Raw genomic sequence first — 15,877 nt, 5'->3', positions numbered from 1 at the left:
GTTCGACTCGAGAGTTCGAATATCGGGTCGCCGTTCGTTCACACGTCCGAATCTACGTCTATGGGATTCCCCCGAGTAGCTCTCTCGACGCCTCCCTCGAGAAGGCTTTGAGCGTCTCCGAACTGACATTGCCCTTTTCGGTGACCGCGAGGACCGCCTGTGCGGCCGTTTCGTCGTCGGGGAAGTCGCTGATCGTCATCGTATCGTACCGCCCCATCAGCATGTAAAACTCCTCGAGTTGCCCGCCCATCTCGTCGAACAGTTCCTCGATCCGATCGACGCGCTCCGGGCTGTCTCTGACCGTCTGTGAACCTTGCTCCGTGAACTCCCAAAGGGTGACGTACGTTGACATTGCGGTGGTACCGCCACCGGCTCGAGTGATAAACCCCTACCACCGAGCCAGCGACAAACATCGGCTCGCGAATATTCACGGTCGTCGACTTCAGATCGGTCGGCCTCGAGGGCCTGGGGACCTCTCGAGACGAATCAACGTTTGTCTCGAGTAGCCGGTACCAATGGTCGAATTGGATCAGAACCTCGTTAGGATTTTGGGTCGTTTCAGGGTTCGTTTACGACAGAAGTAGTGCTCGAGCAGATTTGAACCACGCCGAGACGTTCCGGGTCGCTCACTTCGTTCGCTTCCCGGGCGTGCGACTCGTCTCGTTCATACTGTCCCAACATTACGAGACCGTCGCTCACGGATTTGCTCGCGACAGAACTAGTGGGTTGGGGCAGATTTGAACTGCCGACTTCCTCCGTGTGAAGGAGGTATCATAACCGGACTAGATCACCAACCCGCACCAGATTGTATCCGAGCGTTCGACTTAAGACTTCCTTTCAATCGCCGGTCGGCGACTTCTCGAGTGCCCCCACCGAATTCGACCGTCGAAATCGTGACGCCGCCTTGAGGAACGGTCAGTTCGATCTCCGTAAACGGTTCATCGAGAGGAGAACAGCGAACGCCGCGATTGCAGCCGGGGCGGTGAATCCCGGAGTTCCGTCGTCAGCCGTATCGTCGTCACCTGAATCATCGTCACCTTGCAGATCGCTCTCGTCCGGGTCATCACCGCGGGTCTCGTTGTCCCGTTCACTTTCGTCCGATTCGCCGTCCGTTCGGTCTGGCTCCTCCGCTCGGTCTGGCTCGACTGTCGTGGTTGCGTTACGACTGCTTGCGCCCGTCTCGACCGTGTGGCGATACGTCCCCGGTTCGTCCGGAGCGGTGACGGTAAACGAGAGCGTCGGAGACGCTCCGCCGGTAAGGCTCAGCGACTCCTCGCCACGCACCGAGCCACCGAACTCGTAGGTGATTTCGCCGGTGACGTTGGCCTCGGCCGTATTTTCGACCGTGACCGTGGCCTCGAGCGAGTCAGCCGCAGTAGCCTCCTCGGGAACCTCGATCTGGGTCACCTCGAGGAAGTCGACAGCCGCCGACACGTTGACCGTCTCCGTGCTCGTATCCGTCTCACCGTCCGCGTTCTCGACAGTCAGTTCGATCTCCGTCTCGCCGGCAGACTCGAGGGTGACGTTCGTCCGCCTCGTCGGTGACGGTTTCGGTCGTCCCGTCCTCGAAGGTGGCCGTCACCGTCGCTTCGGTAGTTCCTCGAGACGAACGTCTTGCATCGGTATCAGTCATTCGAGTAACCAGTCTAGCAGTCTCTCCTAAACATGTTCTGACTGCAGACAAATTTAATAATATCTAATAATTCTCTATTGGGAGTTAGTTCGAGTACGTGGGGGGATGATTCGCGCACTCGGGTCGTCCGAGCGGCCGGCACATCCACCAACCGCCGGTATGAATAATAATTCGGAGTGTGATGATGGCCCTTATTAACAAAATTACCCATTAAAATAATAACTTATTTATGTACCTGCTCGTACACGTTCGTATGAAGCTGACACGCCGTTCGATGGTGAAAGCGGGCGGAGGAGCTATCGCGTTGGGAGCGATCGCCGGCTGTCTCGGCGAGCCCGACGGTGAGCAGTCCGAGGGTGGATACGCCGCGTTCTTCCCGCTCTGGGACTGGGCCAATGAGATCGCAGACGGCGAGATCGACTTCGAGAACGCGATCGAGACCGGTGAAATGGGCCACGGCTGGGAACCGCCGAGCGACCTCCAGCGGAATATCGCCGACTCGAGCGCGTTCGTGTATCTCGACACCGACGAATTTCCGTGGGCCCAGGAGTACGCCTCGGAGTTCGAGCGCGATTACGACAACGTCACGCTCATCGACGGCATGGACGGCCTCGAGAACCAGCTTCTCGAGATGGATTCCGATGGGGACATCGATCGCGAGCCGGCGGAGTACGACTTCGATCCGAACGATCTCGAAATCGAGGGGTTCGACGTCTACAACCAACGAACCGGGAACGAAATTGCCTATTGGCACATCGACCACTGGCACGGCGGCGTCCCCGACATTCCACTCGGCGGCGAGGTCGTGATCACTGGAATATTCGAGGACGACGAAGGACGAGTTTTGCCGATCGGCGACGACAAACAGTTCCAGCTTGAGGCCAGTTTCGTCGAGGAAGAAGACGAAGATATCGAGATCGAATCGCGGGGAGACGACATCGTGTTCGGTGGAGACGGGCCGACGCAGGCCCGAATCGTGTTCGAACTCGTCGCTGATGGCGACGTCGTTTGGGACACAAGCGACGAAGCGATGTTGGTCTCGGTCGTCGAGGAACTCGAGGAGACCGAAGCGCCGGAGTACCCCGATCCACACGTCTGGGTGGATCCGGTTATCGCACAGGATATCGTGATGACGATCGCGGACGGACTCGGCGACGCCGATGGGGACAACGCCGAGCTGTACGAGGAAAACGCACGGGAATACGTCGAGAAACTCGAGGAGATCGACGCGCAGTTCGAAGCACTCGCCGAGAACGCAAGCCGTGATGTCGCGGTCTTTGCGGGTCACGACTCCTACCAGTACATCGAAGCCCGCTACGACTTCGAGTTACATACGCCCGTCGGGATCTCGCCCGACGAAGCAGAAACCAGCGCGGACATCTCCGAAATGATCGAACTCGTCAAGGAGCACGACATCGAAACGATCCTCTATGACCCCTTCGAAACGCAAAATCCCGGCGAGGATATCCCCCAAATGGTCGAGGTGCTCCTCGAGGAAACCGACGCGGAGCACTACGAACCGCTGTCGCCTGTCGAAGGGACCACTCAGGAGTGGAACGAGGCCGGATACGGTTGGATCGAACAGATGGAGGAGATCAATCTCCCGTCGTTGAGACAGGCGCTCGGAGCAGAATAGCCTCGCGCGAAGAAAGAAACCGAAAACGGAATCGATCAGAGTAGTCTCGATGATGCGTTTGGGTGGAAGCGCTTTTTGCGAAAGAAAGTCAATTCGAGACGACGCGTCCCAGAAACCGATTCGTTACGACGTTTGCAGTTCGAGGACGATCCGTCCGTCGTCAGGCGTCTCGACTTCGACGTACTCATCGAGGGTCTCGCACTCGTCATCGTCGACCGCATCGCGTTCTTGTTCGGTTCCCTCGACCGGTTCGGCCGATCCCTCGGCCGTATAGAAGACGAACGGCCCGTCGTATTCGTGTGCGTCGGTATCGAAGGCGAAGTATCCCTGGTCACCCTCGTACGAAATTTCCCAGATCACGTGTGTCTCTTCTTCCGTCGGTGCGTCCTCGCTCGAGTCACCGGCTTCGAGCGGCGTTCGATCGTCGAAGTCGGAATGGAGACACGCATGTTCGTGGGCGACGCTTTCCTCGACGAGCAACTCGAGGGAGTGTTCTTCCGGCTCGGAATCGAGATCTGACTCGGAACCATCGTCATCACCATCATCCGGTGTTTCGGTACCGTCGTCAGTCTCTTCGGATGCATCATCAGATGCGCATCCGGCGAGTACGGCCATCGATATCGCTCCGACACCGGCTTTGAGGGCCGTTCGTCTTGAGAGGTCCATAACAGTACTACCACATGTATTGTTTAAAATTGTTACTATCTTATCTATTTTTAATATCTCTCGTCGCAAGGGTGGTTCAGAAAGCCAGCGAAATGCACACTGATCGTCGCTTGCGAGCGCGACGGGCCGTTCTCGAAAATCAGCCAACGGCCCCTAATCGTGTGCGTTCGTCGCCGCCGACATCTCGGAGCAACGGCGTGTGGATGTTAACTCGAGGAATGAACTCCGAGAGTTTCGTTCGAAGCTTGCACGTTCTATATAGCAACATGAGATATATTACATAAGTAATGGCCAGGGTGCGTACTCGAAATCAGTACGTTAAACTCGGTTCGTTCGTTATCGACTCGTATGTCCCAGGAACTCGAACACGAGTGCCCGGAGTGTGGGGTCAAAACCTTCTACCGCGCCGCCAGTACGACCCTGCACCTCGGCGAGAAAATCAAGTGGCACTGCCCGGATTGTGAGTACGGTTTCGTCCAGATCAACGATATCGACTCGAGTGCAGCCTAACTCACCACAAGAATTCCCCAATCAGGTACCGATCGACGTTTTGGCTCCGGAGAGACTCGAGACCAGAGAATAATACCGACTCAGCAGTACCTCGGAATGGTGCTATTCGATATCCGCAATCGACTCGAAGGAGCCGTCTGCGATCGCATCCGCAACGCGATCGCTCTCGAGGTCGTCCGAAATGTGACTTGGATACTTTCGGCGGAAGTAGCCTACGAGATTCTTCAGATCTCGTCGGAGGAACGTCGTCGCGTTTTCGTGGTCCGTCGGGACGGACTGGGGCCAATCGAAGATTTTCACCCCTGACTCGCTGACGAAGACGTTGTACTCGCTCATGTCGGCGTGAACGTAGCCGAGTTCGTACGCTCGAGTGAGCTCTCTCAACAGGAGGTCGAGTACACCTCGAACCTGTTCGTCCTCGAGTCTGGTCTGGGAGAGTTCGACGCCGTCCATCTTCTCCATGACGATGGCGTGGCGGTTCTGTTCGATCGGACGAGGGACGGATACGTCGGGATACAGCGACTCGAGGATGTCGTGTTCCCGTTCGGCGGCTTTTCGGGCGGTGTACATCCAGGAGACGTGCTCGTTGTCGGAGGTATAATCTCGTTCTTTGTGGACCTCCCGGAAGTTCGTATAGCCTTCGCGGTGATACTTCAGTGCGAGGGGTTTGTACGATTTGACCTCGTACACGTCGCTTTCCTTGCCGACGCCGAGGGGCGCTCCGAATTCGGAGATCGTGTCGCCTTCGACGAGCGCGCGCAATGCGAGCGTATCGTAGCCCTCGAACTGGAGGGTGTATCCCTCGTACTGGATCGTCTTTTTCTCGACTAACCCGCGTTTGAGACAGCGCTCGAGGCGGTAGTCGACCTCCTCCGGCGTCAAGCCGGAGAAGTCCGTCAATTTCTCTCGCTGGACCCACTCGGAGAAACGCATCCCCTGTTCGACCCCTGAGAGGAGATAGAAGTCCTCGGTTTCGAGCTCCGGCAAGAGACCGGCGATATTCCGCACCATGGACGGTGTACCCGCCGGGTACGTAAAAACGTCGTGACGTGTGACTCCAGTCCAGACGCTCGCCCGTTTCGATGAGAGGAGTTTATAAACCGCATAATGAGATATAAAATCCCGGGTTTGTGAACAGACAAGTATTGAGCATTAGCCACTCACCAGACGTTCCCGGGACAAAACGGATTTTAGCCGATGTCCGACGGCAGTCGAAGTTGTAAATCAGTACCCTACTGCACGTTCTACCGGATCGACTAGTTTTAGGTGTGCCAAAAAACCGAAGCGGTTATAATGGTTTAGGCGGGCCTAAAGAATGATGGTCGTCTCAGCACGCGCAAACGGGACAACTCGCAGGGGAGTGTTAGCGACCGGCGGAACGGCCGTCGGATCAGTACTACTGGCTGGCTGTTCGACGCCCGAAGTCGACTCGGGTGGCGGGGAAGAAGATTCGTATACAGTCTCGATGGAACCAGTTGGAAAAGTCCAATTTCAGGACGTTCCCGAGGAGTGGGTGGTCTACGAGAGCAACTACGCCGAGATGGGAATCGTACTTGGCGTCGGCGACGGACTGCTCGCCGCCGGCGAGTTGAATCGAATCGTCACGAAGCACTTCGACGAACTCGGCATTGAGTTCGATCTGGATTCGCTGACCGAGCTCTGGAACGACGGCGTCGACAGGGAACTGTTCTACGAACTAGACCCAGACGTTCACCTGATAGACCCGAATTGGCTCGTCCACAACTCGGCGTTCGGGCTCGAAGAAGCAGATGTCGAGGAAATCGATGAGAACGTCGCCCCGTTCATCGGCAACACGATCTTCAGACGAACCGACGACTGGCACGACTACCGATACTATTCGATGTACGAGGCATTCGAACTCGTCGCGGACGTATTCCAGCAACGGGATCGGTTCGAGGAGTTTGCCGACCTTCACGACGAGTTCGTTTCGGACGTCGAGTCACGACTGCCCCCAATCGAAGACAGACCAACCGCACTACTCACGCACGACAATTCGGACGAGCCGGAGGAGTTTACGCCGTATCGACTCTCCGACCGCGGAACGGACAACAAACACTGGCACGAACTCGGACTCGAGGACGCGCTTTCGGGGACCGGGATTGACGGGTTGAGTACGACCGAACGAGGCACCCTTGATTATGAAACCGTCCTCGAAGTCGACCCCGACGTGATCCTGATCCGCGGCCACCACCACAAATCCCGTGACGAGTTCCGCGAGTCCGTGCTTTCGTACATGGAAGACCACTCCGTGGGGAGCGAACTGACAGCGGTCCAGAACGGTCGCGTCTTTCAGGGCGGGCCGCTGTACCTCGGACCGATCAGCCACCTGTTCGAACTTGAGCGGGGGGCTCAACAGCTCTATACGGACGAATTCGAGCCCGACGAGGACCTGTTCGACCGAGATCGCGTCGCAGATATCAGTACCGACTCATAGCATGCGTGGAAAACCGAACAGCAACGGCGAGTGGACTAACACCTCAATAGCACCCGGTAGCATCGGCTCCGAGAAGTACGCTATCGATGTGACCACAGTAGCCCACAGTCTCGAGAATTCGATGGGGATAGACGGAGTGCCACGATGACCGAAACTGGAACGGATCGATCCAGCAGATCCGCTGAACGATCACCGGGTTCCTCGAGTACCGATGCGAGTGCCGGCCGCCGGCGGAACGAACCCTCGCTTATTGATGGCAAACTCCTCTCGTTGTGTCTCGGAAGTTCGATAATCGTCGCCATTTCCGGGCTCGTCCAAGTGAGGTACGGGGCGTATTCGATGACGTTCGGACAAGCAATTCGGGCCGTGTTCGACACGACGGTCTTGCTCGATCCCCGATGGCTCCTCAACTTCTTCGTCGGCGAGGATCTGATGCGGTTTCTCACCGGCTATCAGGGAGAGCTACCCGAGTTGTCGACAGAGACGCTCATCGTCTGGAACCTTCGGCTTCCCCGGGTACTCGTGGCGATATTCGTCGGCATGAACCTCGCCGTCTCCGGCGCGATCTTTCAGGCGGTTACCCGAAACGAACTCGCGAGCCCGTTCATCCTCGGCGTCTCCTCCGGCGCGGGGTTGATGATTTTGCTGGTGTTGACGGTTTTCAGCGGATTGACGACGGTCCTTCCGCTGGTCGCCTCAGCGGGTGGCGCGGTCGCGTTCCTGCTCGTGTATGTCATCGCCTGGAAGAACGGAACGAGTCCGATTCGGCTGGTCCTCGCCGGCGTTATCGTCGGAACGGTATTCGGGTCGCTCCAGACCGCTATGTTCTTCTTCGCCGACGATATCGGCATCGTTCAGGAAGCTATCGCGTGGACAAGCGGATCGCTCACCGGCGTCGACTGGCAGCAGGTGCGGATGGTCCTGCCGTGGACGGTGGTCGCGATGGGGCTTGCGATCATCAGTTCCCGCCAACTGAACGTGCTCTTGCTCGGCGAACAGACGGCGTCGTCGCTGGGAATGTCCGTCGAGCGAGTGCGATTCGCCCTCTCCGGTGTCGCCGTCCTCGCGGCCGCCGCGAGTATCGCCGTGGCCGGTATCGTCGGCTTCGTCGGACTGATCGTCCCGCACATGGTTCGGAACATCGTCGGAAGTGACTACAAACGTCTGATAATCGGCTGTCTGTTCGTCGGACCGGCGTTGATGGTCGCCGCGGATGTCGGTGCGCGACTCGCACTCAACCCCGTCCAGATACCGGTCGGTATCGTTACGGGACTGATCGGCGGGCCGTACTTCCTCTATCTAATGCGAAAGAAAGAGCAACTCGGTGAGATCTGATGATCGGAAGGGCGAATACCTGTCGGTGCCATCGCGCTCGAGCGCATATCAGACGACGAGGACGAACACCAAACAGTGCACGTGGAGGCGATTACGAATGTCCGTAGAAACACATCGAGAAAACACGGAGATAGAACAGGATGTACCGGTTACCGAACGAAAACAACCGAATGACGACGAGAGCGAACAGCTCGTCGGCAAGGAGTTAGTCGTCGGCTACCCGAACGCCGAGGAACCGGTCATCGACGACGAATCGATCGTCGTTCCGGAAGGCGACGTGACCGCGCTCATCGGTCCGAACGGAAGCGGGAAGAGTACGCTCCTGAAGGGGATTGCTCGACAGATATCCCTCGAATCGGGAACGGTGCTGTTAAATGGGCGAGACGCTCACGAACTCGACTCGAAGGAGTTCGCTCGGAAGTTCGGCCTGCTCTCACAGGAGAACATGTCCCCGGGAAGCCTGTCGGTCGAAGACCTCGTCTATCACGGCCGATACCCGCATCGAGGGTTTTTCGAATCGGTGACGCAGGCCGATCAGGAGGCCGTCGATAGAGCGATCTCGCTCGCCGGCGTCGATCACCTTCGAGACCGCGACGTGGGGAGCCTAAGCGGCGGCCAGAAGCAGTTAGTTTGGATCGCGATGGTCCTCGCACAGGAGACGGAAATCCTGTTGCTCGACGAACCCACGACGTTTCTGGATATCCACCACCAGCTCGAGGTGATGGAGATCGTTGAGGCGCTTCGAGACCACAGCGACGTCACCGTTGTGCTCGTCTTACACGATATCGAACAGGCGGCCCGATACGCGGATTACTTGCTCGCGCTCAACGAGGGTTCGATCCACGCCCGCGGCCGGCCCGCGGAGGTCGTGACCGAAGCCCTTCTCGAAGAGGTGTTCGGGATCGAGGCCCGCGTCAAGGAAAACGACGGCATACGGATCACCCCCGTGAGCCCGCTTCACGATGATTCGATCGAAGCGTCGCGCCAACGCGCACTACGGCGCTAAGAGGGGGTGTATCGGTCGTTTCTCTGTGAGCGTTTCGTCGGCGTAGCTATCTCGGCTCTCCGAGCCGAATTTTTAGGTTTGCCTAAAACAAAGTACTTTTAATATTTTAGGCCAACCTAAAAACATGGTGCACAGACGCCAGTTACTGGCAGCAGGCTCAGGAGCGATTGCGACCGCAATCGCGGGTTGTATGAACGGAGAAAGCGAGACATCGAACGGTTCGGGCGAAACCGAATCTTACGAAGTCTGTATCGAACCGGCGGGCTGTCACACGTTCGAATCAGTCCCCGAAACGTTCTCGGTCATTCCGGGCACGCAAGAGGACATGGCGATGGCCCTCGGATTGCAACCGGAAGCCCACGCCTATCCCGACCGGAAACCCTACAAGTTTTACGACCAGTTGCCCGGCGTCGAGCACGATCCGGACAAAATTCTACAGTACGGAGAGGGAGAATCCGCCCGAACGTACGATAAAGAGATCTTCTACGAAGTCGACGCCGACGTCCACCTGATGGATCCGCGGATGCTCCAGAGCTATTCGGGCTGGTCGGACGCTGATCTCGAGGAGATCGAAACGAGTGTCGCTCCGTATCTCGGCTCGTACATTCGGTTCGAGTTCGACGGCAACGAGGAGCCGTATTACACGATGTACGAACTATTCGAAAAGATCGCGAAGATATTCCGGCGAGAGGAACAGTACGAGGCCTGGGTCGAACTCCGCGATGAATTCATCGCGGATATCGAGGCTGGACTCCCACCCGAAGACGAACGCCCGAGTGCGGCCGTCTTCTGGCGGGGGATCAGCGCGGAATCGGGCCAGTTCGAACCGGCACCGATCGCCGACAAACGAAACGACGCCCAGAGCTTCCGCGACCTCGGCTTCGAAGATGCCTTCGCGGACATTGAACCCGATGGGCCGGTAGGGTACGAGACCCTGCTCGAGGTCGAGCCCGACTATCTCGGGGCGTACAACCTCTCCTCGATGACCGGCGAGGAGTGGCAAACCGAGGTCATTGACCCCCTCGAGAATCACTCAACTGCGAGCGAGCTCGAAGCCGTCGAAAACGGGAACGTCGTCCGGTCGTCCGGCCAGTTCATGGGGCCGATCGCGCATCTGTTTTCGACCGAAGCGTTAGCAAAGCAGGTCTATCCCGATGAGTTCGGCGAGTGGCCCGGAGATTCGGAGGATATTCCGATGGACGAACAGCTCTTCGATCGAGAGCGCGTCGCAGATATCGTCAATAACGATCTATGAGTCCCCACCACCGAACGACGAAAACAACGATCCGCGACTCCACTAACCGAATTTCACTCGCGGTTGCCACGCGGACCAGCTGAAACGAGACTACACAATGATCGGAACGACACTCGGAGACATTCGCCAGCACTTAGAGGCGCTCGCCGACGAGACGGGACCGTACTACCTGCGATGTGGGCGCACCGGAGAACATCCCGCACCCGCCATCGGTCTTCGCTTCGAAAACAGGCCGACCGCTCGAGCGGGCGCGCGAGCGACAGAACAGTACCGGGCCGCCCTCCGTCGGTACGACCCGCAACTACCCCGGTATGACGTGATCGTCTGCCAGGACAACGATCTGACGTCTCGGGTCTCCGACGATCCCGCGAGCGACGGTGTCGCGTCTGGCGATACCGGGCGACGATCGGACGACGCGTCCGAGACAACCCTGTCGTTTCCTCCCAACGAGCCAGGCAGTGAGGAATCACTCATCGACTTCTGTCACGCCATCGCAGGGTCGGTGTTCGAAACCGTCGCCGAATCCTCCCACCGATCGGTCGAGCGGGCGATCATGGATACGTATCTCGAGATCGCGGAAACGATCGAATCGCCGGACGAACTCTGCCTTCGACTGCTCGAGAGCATGGCGATCGAACTCGAGCGGCAACTCGAGCCGGGAGAGCAGGCACCACTGTTGCTCGCCGCCGCACAGCGATTGTCGTCGCCACCGGCGAGCGACGAACCACTCGAGGTGACGTTATCGCGACTCCAGTCTGTCGCACTCCTCGAGGACTACACCCTCGAGCGGATTGCGGTCGACCGGTCGGTCGAATCGCGGTCGTGGACCGTGACTCTCGCTGCCTACGCGCTCGGCCGAGCGGAAACCGGCGTCGTGACGCTCCCGCTCGTGATCGAACTGCTCCGATACTGTTCCGAACCGAATATCACGATCTCGAGCGCCGAGTCGGTTGACGACGACGAATCAACGTGGGAATTCGTGCTGACGACTGCGTCAAACGAGGAGCCGTCCGGACTGGTGAGCGTCCCGCCGGAGTAACGACCCGACAGCGTTCTCTCACCAAAGTAACGAACCGGCGATCTTAGGTACGAATCGTTCACCTTTGCGTTCGAGCCTGCCAGCTTTGCGTTCAAATCGGTTCGACGTTCCCTTCAAATCGGTTCCATTATCGACCTGTCCCTCGAGACCTCCGAAGCTCCGCAATCACTAACTCGATTCCGCCCATCCGTGAGCACATGACTACGGACGACCTCGAGCGTCGGGACTGGCGACTGATCAGAGACGACCCTCGCGACGGAGCGACGCAGATGTCACTCGAGGAGGTCGCGGCCCGGACGGCCCTCGAGGACGACCTGCGGACGGTTCGCGTTTATTCGTGGGAACCCAGCACGCTCTCGATGGGGTATCGTCAGGACGCCGAGTCGGTCGACTGGGAGTGGTGCGAGCAAAACGGGGTCGATGTGACGCGTCGACAGACCGGCGGCGGCGGCATCTACCACGATTCGGTCGCCGACATCTCCTATACGATCGTCGCCCCCGCCGAGGAGGTCCCCGGGGACCTCATGGACTGTTACGCCCTGTTCTGTGAACCGATCCTCGAGGCGTTCTCCCGAATGGGTGTCGACGCCGACTTCGCGAGCACCGAACGCGAGGCGATCTACCAGCCGTCGTGTTATTTGCGGGATATTCATCCGGCCCACGACATCGTCGTCGACGGAGCCAAGATCAGTGGCAACGCCCAGTACCGACAACGAGACGTCGTCATCCAGCACGGCTCCGTGAGCTACGACCTCGAGCCCGAACGCCACGTCGGCGTGTTCGACACCGATCTCGAGGCGGCGACGTTCACCGATCGCGTGACGAGCATCCGCGAACAGGCGGGCCTCGACCGCGAGGAGGCCGTCGAGACCCTCGCCGAGAGCCTCGGCGAATGGTGTGGCGCCGAGGAAGGGACGTGGCGCGACGCCGAACTCGAGGCCGCAGACGAACTGGCCACACGAAAATTCGGGGCGGACTCGTGGGTTCGAAATCGGGACGTGCTCGAGAAAAGCGAGCACTGAGACAGTACAGCCGATGGCTATCGATAGCAGAGCAAAGCGCCGACATCGGTTCGTTATACCTATCACGGCTCGGTACTGATGAGAATCCATGAAGGTCGGCGCACACGTTTCGATTTCCGGTTCGCGTGTTTCCTCAGACGAAGAGACTCCACCCTACAGTGACATTCGGAACGCGGTTCACCGTCAACTCGCCTTCGGCGGCAACTGCGGACAGGTCTTTACAACCTCACCACAGGTCTGGGCTCAACCCGAAATCGGCGAGGACGCCGCCGAGGGGTTCCAAGAAGCGACCGACGAAAAGCTCGAGGGGCCGTGGGTGATCCACTCGGCGTACCTCGTCAACCTCTGTACGCCCAAAGAGGACCTCCGCCGAAAGTCAAAAGAGAGCATGCAGGCCGAACTCGACGCGGCCGAGCGGCTCGATATTCCGTACGTAAACGTCCATCTGGGCGCACACACCGGCGCTGGCGTCGAAGGCGGTCTCGACAACGCCGCGGGCGTCATCGACGACCTCGACGTTCCCGAGGACGTGACGATTCTCATCGAATCCGACGCGGGAAGCGGCACGAAACTCGGCGGCGAGTTCGAGCACCTCGCGGGCATTATCGACCGCACCGAGACGGATATCGGCATCTGTATCGACACCGCCCACACGCTCGTCGCGGGCAACGACCTCACGACGCCGGAGGCCGTCGACGAGACGATCGGGCGGTTCGACGACGAGGTCGGCCTCGAGTACCTCGAGTACCTCCACCTCAACGACTCGAAACACGATGTCGGGACGCACAAGGACGAACACGCCCACATCGGCGAGGGGTACATCGGCGAGGACGGGATGAAGGCAATCGTCAACCACCCCGATCTGCGAGCGCTTCCGTTCGCACTCGAGACGCCCACCGAAGACGGCCGGGGCTTCGCGTGGAACATCCAGAAAGTCAAAGAACTGCGCGAAGAATAAGGGCCGAACAGCGTTCTCGCTCGCCCGGGTCACACCCCGACCGCAGAGCGGAACCGCGAACCGCCGCCCGCGATTTTCTCAGGTATCTTCCGCGACTTCCCAGGCTAACTCGAGCGTGATCTCTTCTCGAGCGCCGCTGAGCATCGGCGACCGCTCCTGAGCCTCGATGGAGTACTCGATCGACGATGCCGGCGACAGCGCAACCATCTTGTTTCCGATTCGAATCTCCGCAACGTCGTCGTTTCGCAGTTCTCGAGCCAGTTCCTGTACCAGGTCCGATGCTTCTTCCCGTGAGATTTCGTCTTCGTAGGAGGTCGTATCGCCCATAGAGGATACCCATCAATCAAAGGGAAATAGGTTTGGCGCGAATCCGCAGGCACGATCAGAGCGGGGATTGGATGCCAGGTCGTAAGAAGTGTTCGAGTGCCACGGTCGCGAAAGCGCATCCGGTCCGAACCGACCCGCTTTTACTCGAGACGCCGCAGTATCCATTCGTGCGCGAGTTTGCAGCCGAGTACCTGCGTCGAACCCGCGAGGGGATGTGGGACGATTCTCGAGACGCGCTCGCTCCGCTGGCCCTCGAGTCGCGAGAGAGAATTCTGGACGTCGGCTGTGGAACCGGCGAGTTGAGTCGAGTCCTCGCAGCCGAGTCTCCGGGGACCGTAATCGGCTGTGACGTCGATTCGACGCTCCTCGAGACCGCCCGAACAAGAAACGGCGTTTCGGCGGTCGCCGGGAACGCCCTCGAACTTCCGTTTCCAGACGATACGTTCGACCTGGTCGTCTGTCAGGCGCTGTTGATCAACCTCCCGGATCCGGCCGCGGCGGTTTCAGAGTTCGCCCGCGTCTCGAACGACCTCGTCGCGGCGATCGAACCCGACAACGCAGCCGTCGAAATCGCCTCGAGCGTCGACCGCGAAGAACGACTCGAGCAACGGGCGCGTCAAGCCTACCTCGACGGCGTCGGAACCGACGTTACACTGGGTAGCGACGCGAACGAGGCCTTCGAGTCTGCGGGCCTCGAGGTGTGCGAAACGCGATCGTATGACCACGTTCGGACGATTTCTCCTCCTTACGAGGAACACGCACTTACCGTCGCCCGTCGGAAAGCGACGGGTGCTGGACTGGCGGACGATAGAGAAACCCTCCTTGCCGGTGAGTTGACCGAAGCGGAATACGGCGACCTCAGAAGCTCCTGGCGGGAGATGGGACGGCGCGTGATCGACCAGATGCAGACGGAAGCGTATCGGCGATCGGAGCGCGTTCCGTTTTACGTTACGGTCGGGCGCGCCGACGACCGATAATCAACTACTCCTCTCGATAGCCCGACAGGGAGGCGAGGACACCGAGAAATCCGATAACGACGATCAGAATGCCCGAGACGGGATCGATCAGTCCTAACAGTCCGAGGACGGAACCGGTGACGACGAGACCGACGTTCGCAAACAGCGCGACTCGCGGCGTGAGTATTCTTCCGACCATCGACGATGCACTGCTCATACGCACAGATCAGAGAGCCACGGCAAAGACGTTTCGTCACGCGGATATGTCCGACTCGGAACGGACGACAGCGAAGAGAACCCGGTTGAACGATCGACGACTCGGCTCAGACGACGTCACCGCGGATCGTCACGCCCTCCTGGTCGGCGCGCCACTCGTGGACTGTCTGTGCGGCTTCGCCCGCCTCCGGCTCGTCCATGCCGAGCATCTCGAGGGCCGACGAGAGCGTCGGGAGCGCGAGATCGCTCTCGCGGAGTTTCCGAAACGCTTCGTCGCTTCGCGTGCCGTCGACCCAGAGACAGACGCCCCGCGGATCGAGCAACTGGGTGTAGTCCTCTCGAAGCTTCGCTCCCCGAAGACGTTGCGTGACGTTGTCCTCGAAGGCCGTATTACACACCTCGAGGTGAACCGGTTCGTCCGACGGGAGCAGGTGAGCCGCGAGGCACTTTTCAGGTGCGGCGTGACCGTTCCGGTTCGCGCGAAGGAATTGGGGGTACTCCTCCGCCCACTCGGTGCGAACCGACTTGCCGACGCCGTCGACGTCGTACGAGCCCTCGTTGCCCTCGACCGACGGCCCCTGGCCCGAATTTTCACGCATGAGAACATCTTTCGTGAGGTAGATATCGAGCCGTTCGACGGGATCGAGTCCCAGCGCCACGTCCCCGAACGCCCACACCTCGCGGACGGGAACCGGCATGAGCTCGTCCTCGACGGTATCGACGACTTCCTCGAGTCGATCGACCGCCGTAGAGCGGTCAAATCCAGTCATTACGCCTTGTAGGGGCTCGACGCGCAAAATCGTTTCCTCGCGCGCTCGAGGGATCCCGACACGAAGAAAAGCTCGTTCCGGGCAAAGGGAGTC

18 protein-coding genes and 1 tRNA gene are annotated in these 15,877 nt (G+C 59.2%); 10 read left to right on the top strand and 9 right to left on the bottom strand.

Features of this window, described 5'->3' with window-relative positions; translation table 11 throughout:
- Positions 1-58: 58 nt before the first annotated feature.
- From QNM96_RS18010 to QNM96_RS17995, 4 genes are all read right to left on the bottom strand, one after another.
- The gene (locus tag QNM96_RS18010) at positions 59-352 is read right to left on the bottom strand and encodes a GYD domain-containing protein (RefSeq protein WP_283838087.1); all 294 of its coding nucleotides are present in this window, start codon (positions 350-352) and stop codon (positions 59-61) included.
- 370 nt (positions 353-722) lie between these two features.
- Positions 723-797 (bottom strand) — tRNA-Val (locus QNM96_RS18005).
- A 118-nt stretch (positions 798-915) separates the two neighbouring features.
- Complete coding sequence (locus QNM96_RS18000) at positions 916-1,434, bottom strand: hypothetical protein (protein ID WP_283838086.1); 519 nt, start codon at positions 1,432-1,434, stop codon at positions 916-918.
- Between the two features lie 28 nt (positions 1,435-1,462).
- A complete protein-coding gene (locus QNM96_RS17995; protein ID WP_283838085.1) occupies positions 1,463-1,633 on the bottom strand; it encodes a hypothetical protein in 171 nt (56 codons plus the stop codon).
- A 253-nt stretch (positions 1,634-1,886) separates the two neighbouring features.
- Between QNM96_RS17995 and QNM96_RS17990 the strand changes: the two genes are divergently transcribed.
- The gene (locus QNM96_RS17990) at positions 1,887-3,269 is read left to right on the top strand and encodes a zinc ABC transporter substrate-binding protein (RefSeq protein ID WP_283838084.1); all 1,383 of its coding nucleotides are present in this window, start codon (positions 1,887-1,889) and stop codon (positions 3,267-3,269) included.
- 123 nt (positions 3,270-3,392) lie between these two features.
- On the opposite strand, the gene QNM96_RS17985 is transcribed toward QNM96_RS17990, so the two are convergent.
- Positions 3,393-3,935 carry a twin-arginine translocation signal domain-containing protein gene (locus QNM96_RS17985; RefSeq protein ID WP_283838083.1) on the bottom strand — a complete coding sequence of 181 codons (543 nt, stop codon included), beginning with the start codon at positions 3,933-3,935 and terminating at the stop codon, positions 3,393-3,395.
- Positions 3,936-4,283: 348 nt separating this feature from the next.
- Between QNM96_RS17985 and QNM96_RS17980 the strand changes: the two genes are divergently transcribed.
- The gene (locus QNM96_RS17980) at positions 4,284-4,445 is read left to right on the top strand and encodes a hypothetical protein (RefSeq protein ID WP_283838081.1); all 162 of its coding nucleotides are present in this window, start codon (positions 4,284-4,286) and stop codon (positions 4,443-4,445) included.
- Between the two features lie 102 nt (positions 4,446-4,547).
- On the opposite strand, the gene QNM96_RS17975 is transcribed toward QNM96_RS17980, so the two are convergent.
- Positions 4,548-5,456 carry a serine/threonine-protein kinase RIO2 gene (locus tag QNM96_RS17975; protein WP_283838079.1) on the bottom strand — a complete coding sequence of 303 codons (909 nt, stop codon included), beginning with the start codon at positions 5,454-5,456 and terminating at the stop codon, positions 4,548-4,550.
- 307 nt (positions 5,457-5,763) lie between these two features.
- Between QNM96_RS17975 and QNM96_RS17970 the strand changes: the two genes are divergently transcribed.
- The 7 genes from QNM96_RS17970 (at position 5,764) to QNM96_RS17940 (ending at position 13,515) form a co-directional block, all read left to right on the top strand.
- A complete protein-coding gene (locus tag QNM96_RS17970; protein WP_283838078.1) occupies positions 5,764-6,900 on the top strand; it encodes an ABC transporter substrate-binding protein in 1,137 nt (378 codons plus the stop codon).
- A gap of 144 nt (positions 6,901-7,044) precedes the next feature.
- Positions 7,045-8,235 (top strand): iron ABC transporter permease, encoded by a 1,191-nt coding sequence (locus tag QNM96_RS17965; RefSeq protein WP_283838077.1) that lies wholly within the window; start codon positions 7,045-7,047, stop codon positions 8,233-8,235.
- Positions 8,236-8,332: 97 nt separating this feature from the next.
- Positions 8,333-9,241 carry an ABC transporter ATP-binding protein gene (locus QNM96_RS17960; protein WP_283838075.1) on the top strand — a complete coding sequence of 303 codons (909 nt, stop codon included), beginning with the start codon at positions 8,333-8,335 and terminating at the stop codon, positions 9,239-9,241.
- 124 nt (positions 9,242-9,365) lie between these two features.
- A complete protein-coding gene (locus QNM96_RS17955) occupies positions 9,366-10,496 on the top strand; it encodes an ABC transporter substrate-binding protein (RefSeq protein WP_283838074.1) in 1,131 nt (376 codons plus the stop codon).
- A 97-nt stretch (positions 10,497-10,593) separates the two neighbouring features.
- Complete coding sequence (locus tag QNM96_RS17950; RefSeq protein ID WP_283838073.1) at positions 10,594-11,535, top strand: hypothetical protein; 942 nt, start codon at positions 10,594-10,596, stop codon at positions 11,533-11,535.
- 197 nt (positions 11,536-11,732) lie between these two features.
- Positions 11,733-12,557 carry a biotin/lipoate A/B protein ligase family protein gene (locus tag QNM96_RS17945; RefSeq protein ID WP_283838072.1) on the top strand — a complete coding sequence of 275 codons (825 nt, stop codon included), beginning with the start codon at positions 11,733-11,735 and terminating at the stop codon, positions 12,555-12,557.
- Between the two features lie 88 nt (positions 12,558-12,645).
- Positions 12,646-13,515, top strand: coding sequence for a deoxyribonuclease IV (locus tag QNM96_RS17940; RefSeq protein WP_283838071.1), 870 nt, complete (start codon positions 12,646-12,648; stop codon positions 13,513-13,515).
- A gap of 78 nt (positions 13,516-13,593) precedes the next feature.
- Here the strand turns inward: QNM96_RS17940 and QNM96_RS17935 are convergent, their stop codons facing one another.
- Positions 13,594-13,842, bottom strand: a complete 249-nt coding sequence (locus tag QNM96_RS17935) for an amphi-Trp domain-containing protein (protein ID WP_283838070.1) — start codon at positions 13,840-13,842, stop codon at positions 13,594-13,596.
- A 167-nt stretch (positions 13,843-14,009) separates the two neighbouring features.
- On the opposite strand from QNM96_RS17935, the gene QNM96_RS17930 reads away from it, so the two are divergent.
- Positions 14,010-14,819: a class I SAM-dependent methyltransferase gene (locus tag QNM96_RS17930; RefSeq protein WP_283838149.1), complete on the top strand. Its 810-nt coding sequence runs from the start codon at positions 14,010-14,012 to the stop codon at positions 14,817-14,819.
- Positions 14,820-14,823: 4 nt separating this feature from the next.
- Here the strand turns inward: QNM96_RS17930 and QNM96_RS17925 are convergent, their stop codons facing one another.
- Both QNM96_RS17925 and QNM96_RS17920 read right to left on the bottom strand, forming a co-directional pair.
- Positions 14,824-15,015, bottom strand: coding sequence for a hypothetical protein (locus QNM96_RS17925; protein WP_283838069.1), 192 nt, complete (start codon positions 15,013-15,015; stop codon positions 14,824-14,826).
- Between the two features lie 106 nt (positions 15,016-15,121).
- Positions 15,122-15,784: a hypothetical protein gene (locus tag QNM96_RS17920; RefSeq protein ID WP_283838067.1), complete on the bottom strand. Its 663-nt coding sequence runs from the start codon at positions 15,782-15,784 to the stop codon at positions 15,122-15,124.
- Positions 15,785-15,877 lie beyond the last annotated feature (93 nt).

This window comes from Halostagnicola sp. A-GB9-2 (assembly GCF_030068615.1).
GTDB lineage: Archaea > Halobacteriota > Halobacteria > Halobacteriales > Natrialbaceae > Halostagnicola.
This window is presented reverse-complemented; position numbering and strand designations above follow the sequence as displayed.

Bases quoted from the DNA above. Each gene is read 5' to 3' on its own strand.
- QNM96_RS17940 (WP_283838071.1), top strand. From the start codon at position 12,646: ATGAAGGTCGGCGCACACGTTTCGATTTCCGGTTCGCGTGTTTCCTCA.
- QNM96_RS17925 (WP_283838069.1), bottom strand. From the start codon at position 15,015: ATGAGCAGTGCATCGTCGATGGTCGGAAGAATACTCACGCCGCGAGTC.
- QNM96_RS17950 (WP_283838073.1), top strand. From the start codon at position 10,594: ATGATCGGAACGACACTCGGAGACATTCGCCAGCACTTAGAGGCGCTC.
- QNM96_RS18010 (WP_283838087.1), bottom strand. From the start codon at position 352: ATGTCAACGTACGTCACCCTTTGGGAGTTCACGGAGCAAGGTTCACAG.
- QNM96_RS17960 (WP_283838075.1), top strand. From the start codon at position 8,333: ATGTCCGTAGAAACACATCGAGAAAACACGGAGATAGAACAGGATGTA.
- QNM96_RS17985 (WP_283838083.1), bottom strand. From the start codon at position 3,935: ATGGACCTCTCAAGACGAACGGCCCTCAAAGCCGGTGTCGGAGCGATA.
- QNM96_RS17975 (WP_283838079.1), bottom strand. From the start codon at position 5,456: ATGGTGCGGAATATCGCCGGTCTCTTGCCGGAGCTCGAAACCGAGGAC.
- QNM96_RS17990 (WP_283838084.1), top strand. From the start codon at position 1,887: ATGAAGCTGACACGCCGTTCGATGGTGAAAGCGGGCGGAGGAGCTATC.
- QNM96_RS17945 (WP_283838072.1), top strand. From the start codon at position 11,733: ATGACTACGGACGACCTCGAGCGTCGGGACTGGCGACTGATCAGAGAC.
- QNM96_RS17935 (WP_283838070.1), bottom strand. From the start codon at position 13,842: ATGGGCGATACGACCTCCTACGAAGACGAAATCTCACGGGAAGAAGCA.
- QNM96_RS17920 (WP_283838067.1), bottom strand. From the start codon at position 15,784: ATGACTGGATTTGACCGCTCTACGGCGGTCGATCGACTCGAGGAAGTC.
- QNM96_RS17980 (WP_283838081.1), top strand. From the start codon at position 4,284: ATGTCCCAGGAACTCGAACACGAGTGCCCGGAGTGTGGGGTCAAAACC.
- QNM96_RS17970 (WP_283838078.1), top strand. From the start codon at position 5,764: ATGGTCGTCTCAGCACGCGCAAACGGGACAACTCGCAGGGGAGTGTTA.
- QNM96_RS17955 (WP_283838074.1), top strand. From the start codon at position 9,366: ATGGTGCACAGACGCCAGTTACTGGCAGCAGGCTCAGGAGCGATTGCG.
- QNM96_RS17965 (WP_283838077.1), top strand. From the start codon at position 7,045: ATGACCGAAACTGGAACGGATCGATCCAGCAGATCCGCTGAACGATCA.
- QNM96_RS17995 (WP_283838085.1), bottom strand. From the start codon at position 1,633: ATGACTGATACCGATGCAAGACGTTCGTCTCGAGGAACTACCGAAGCG.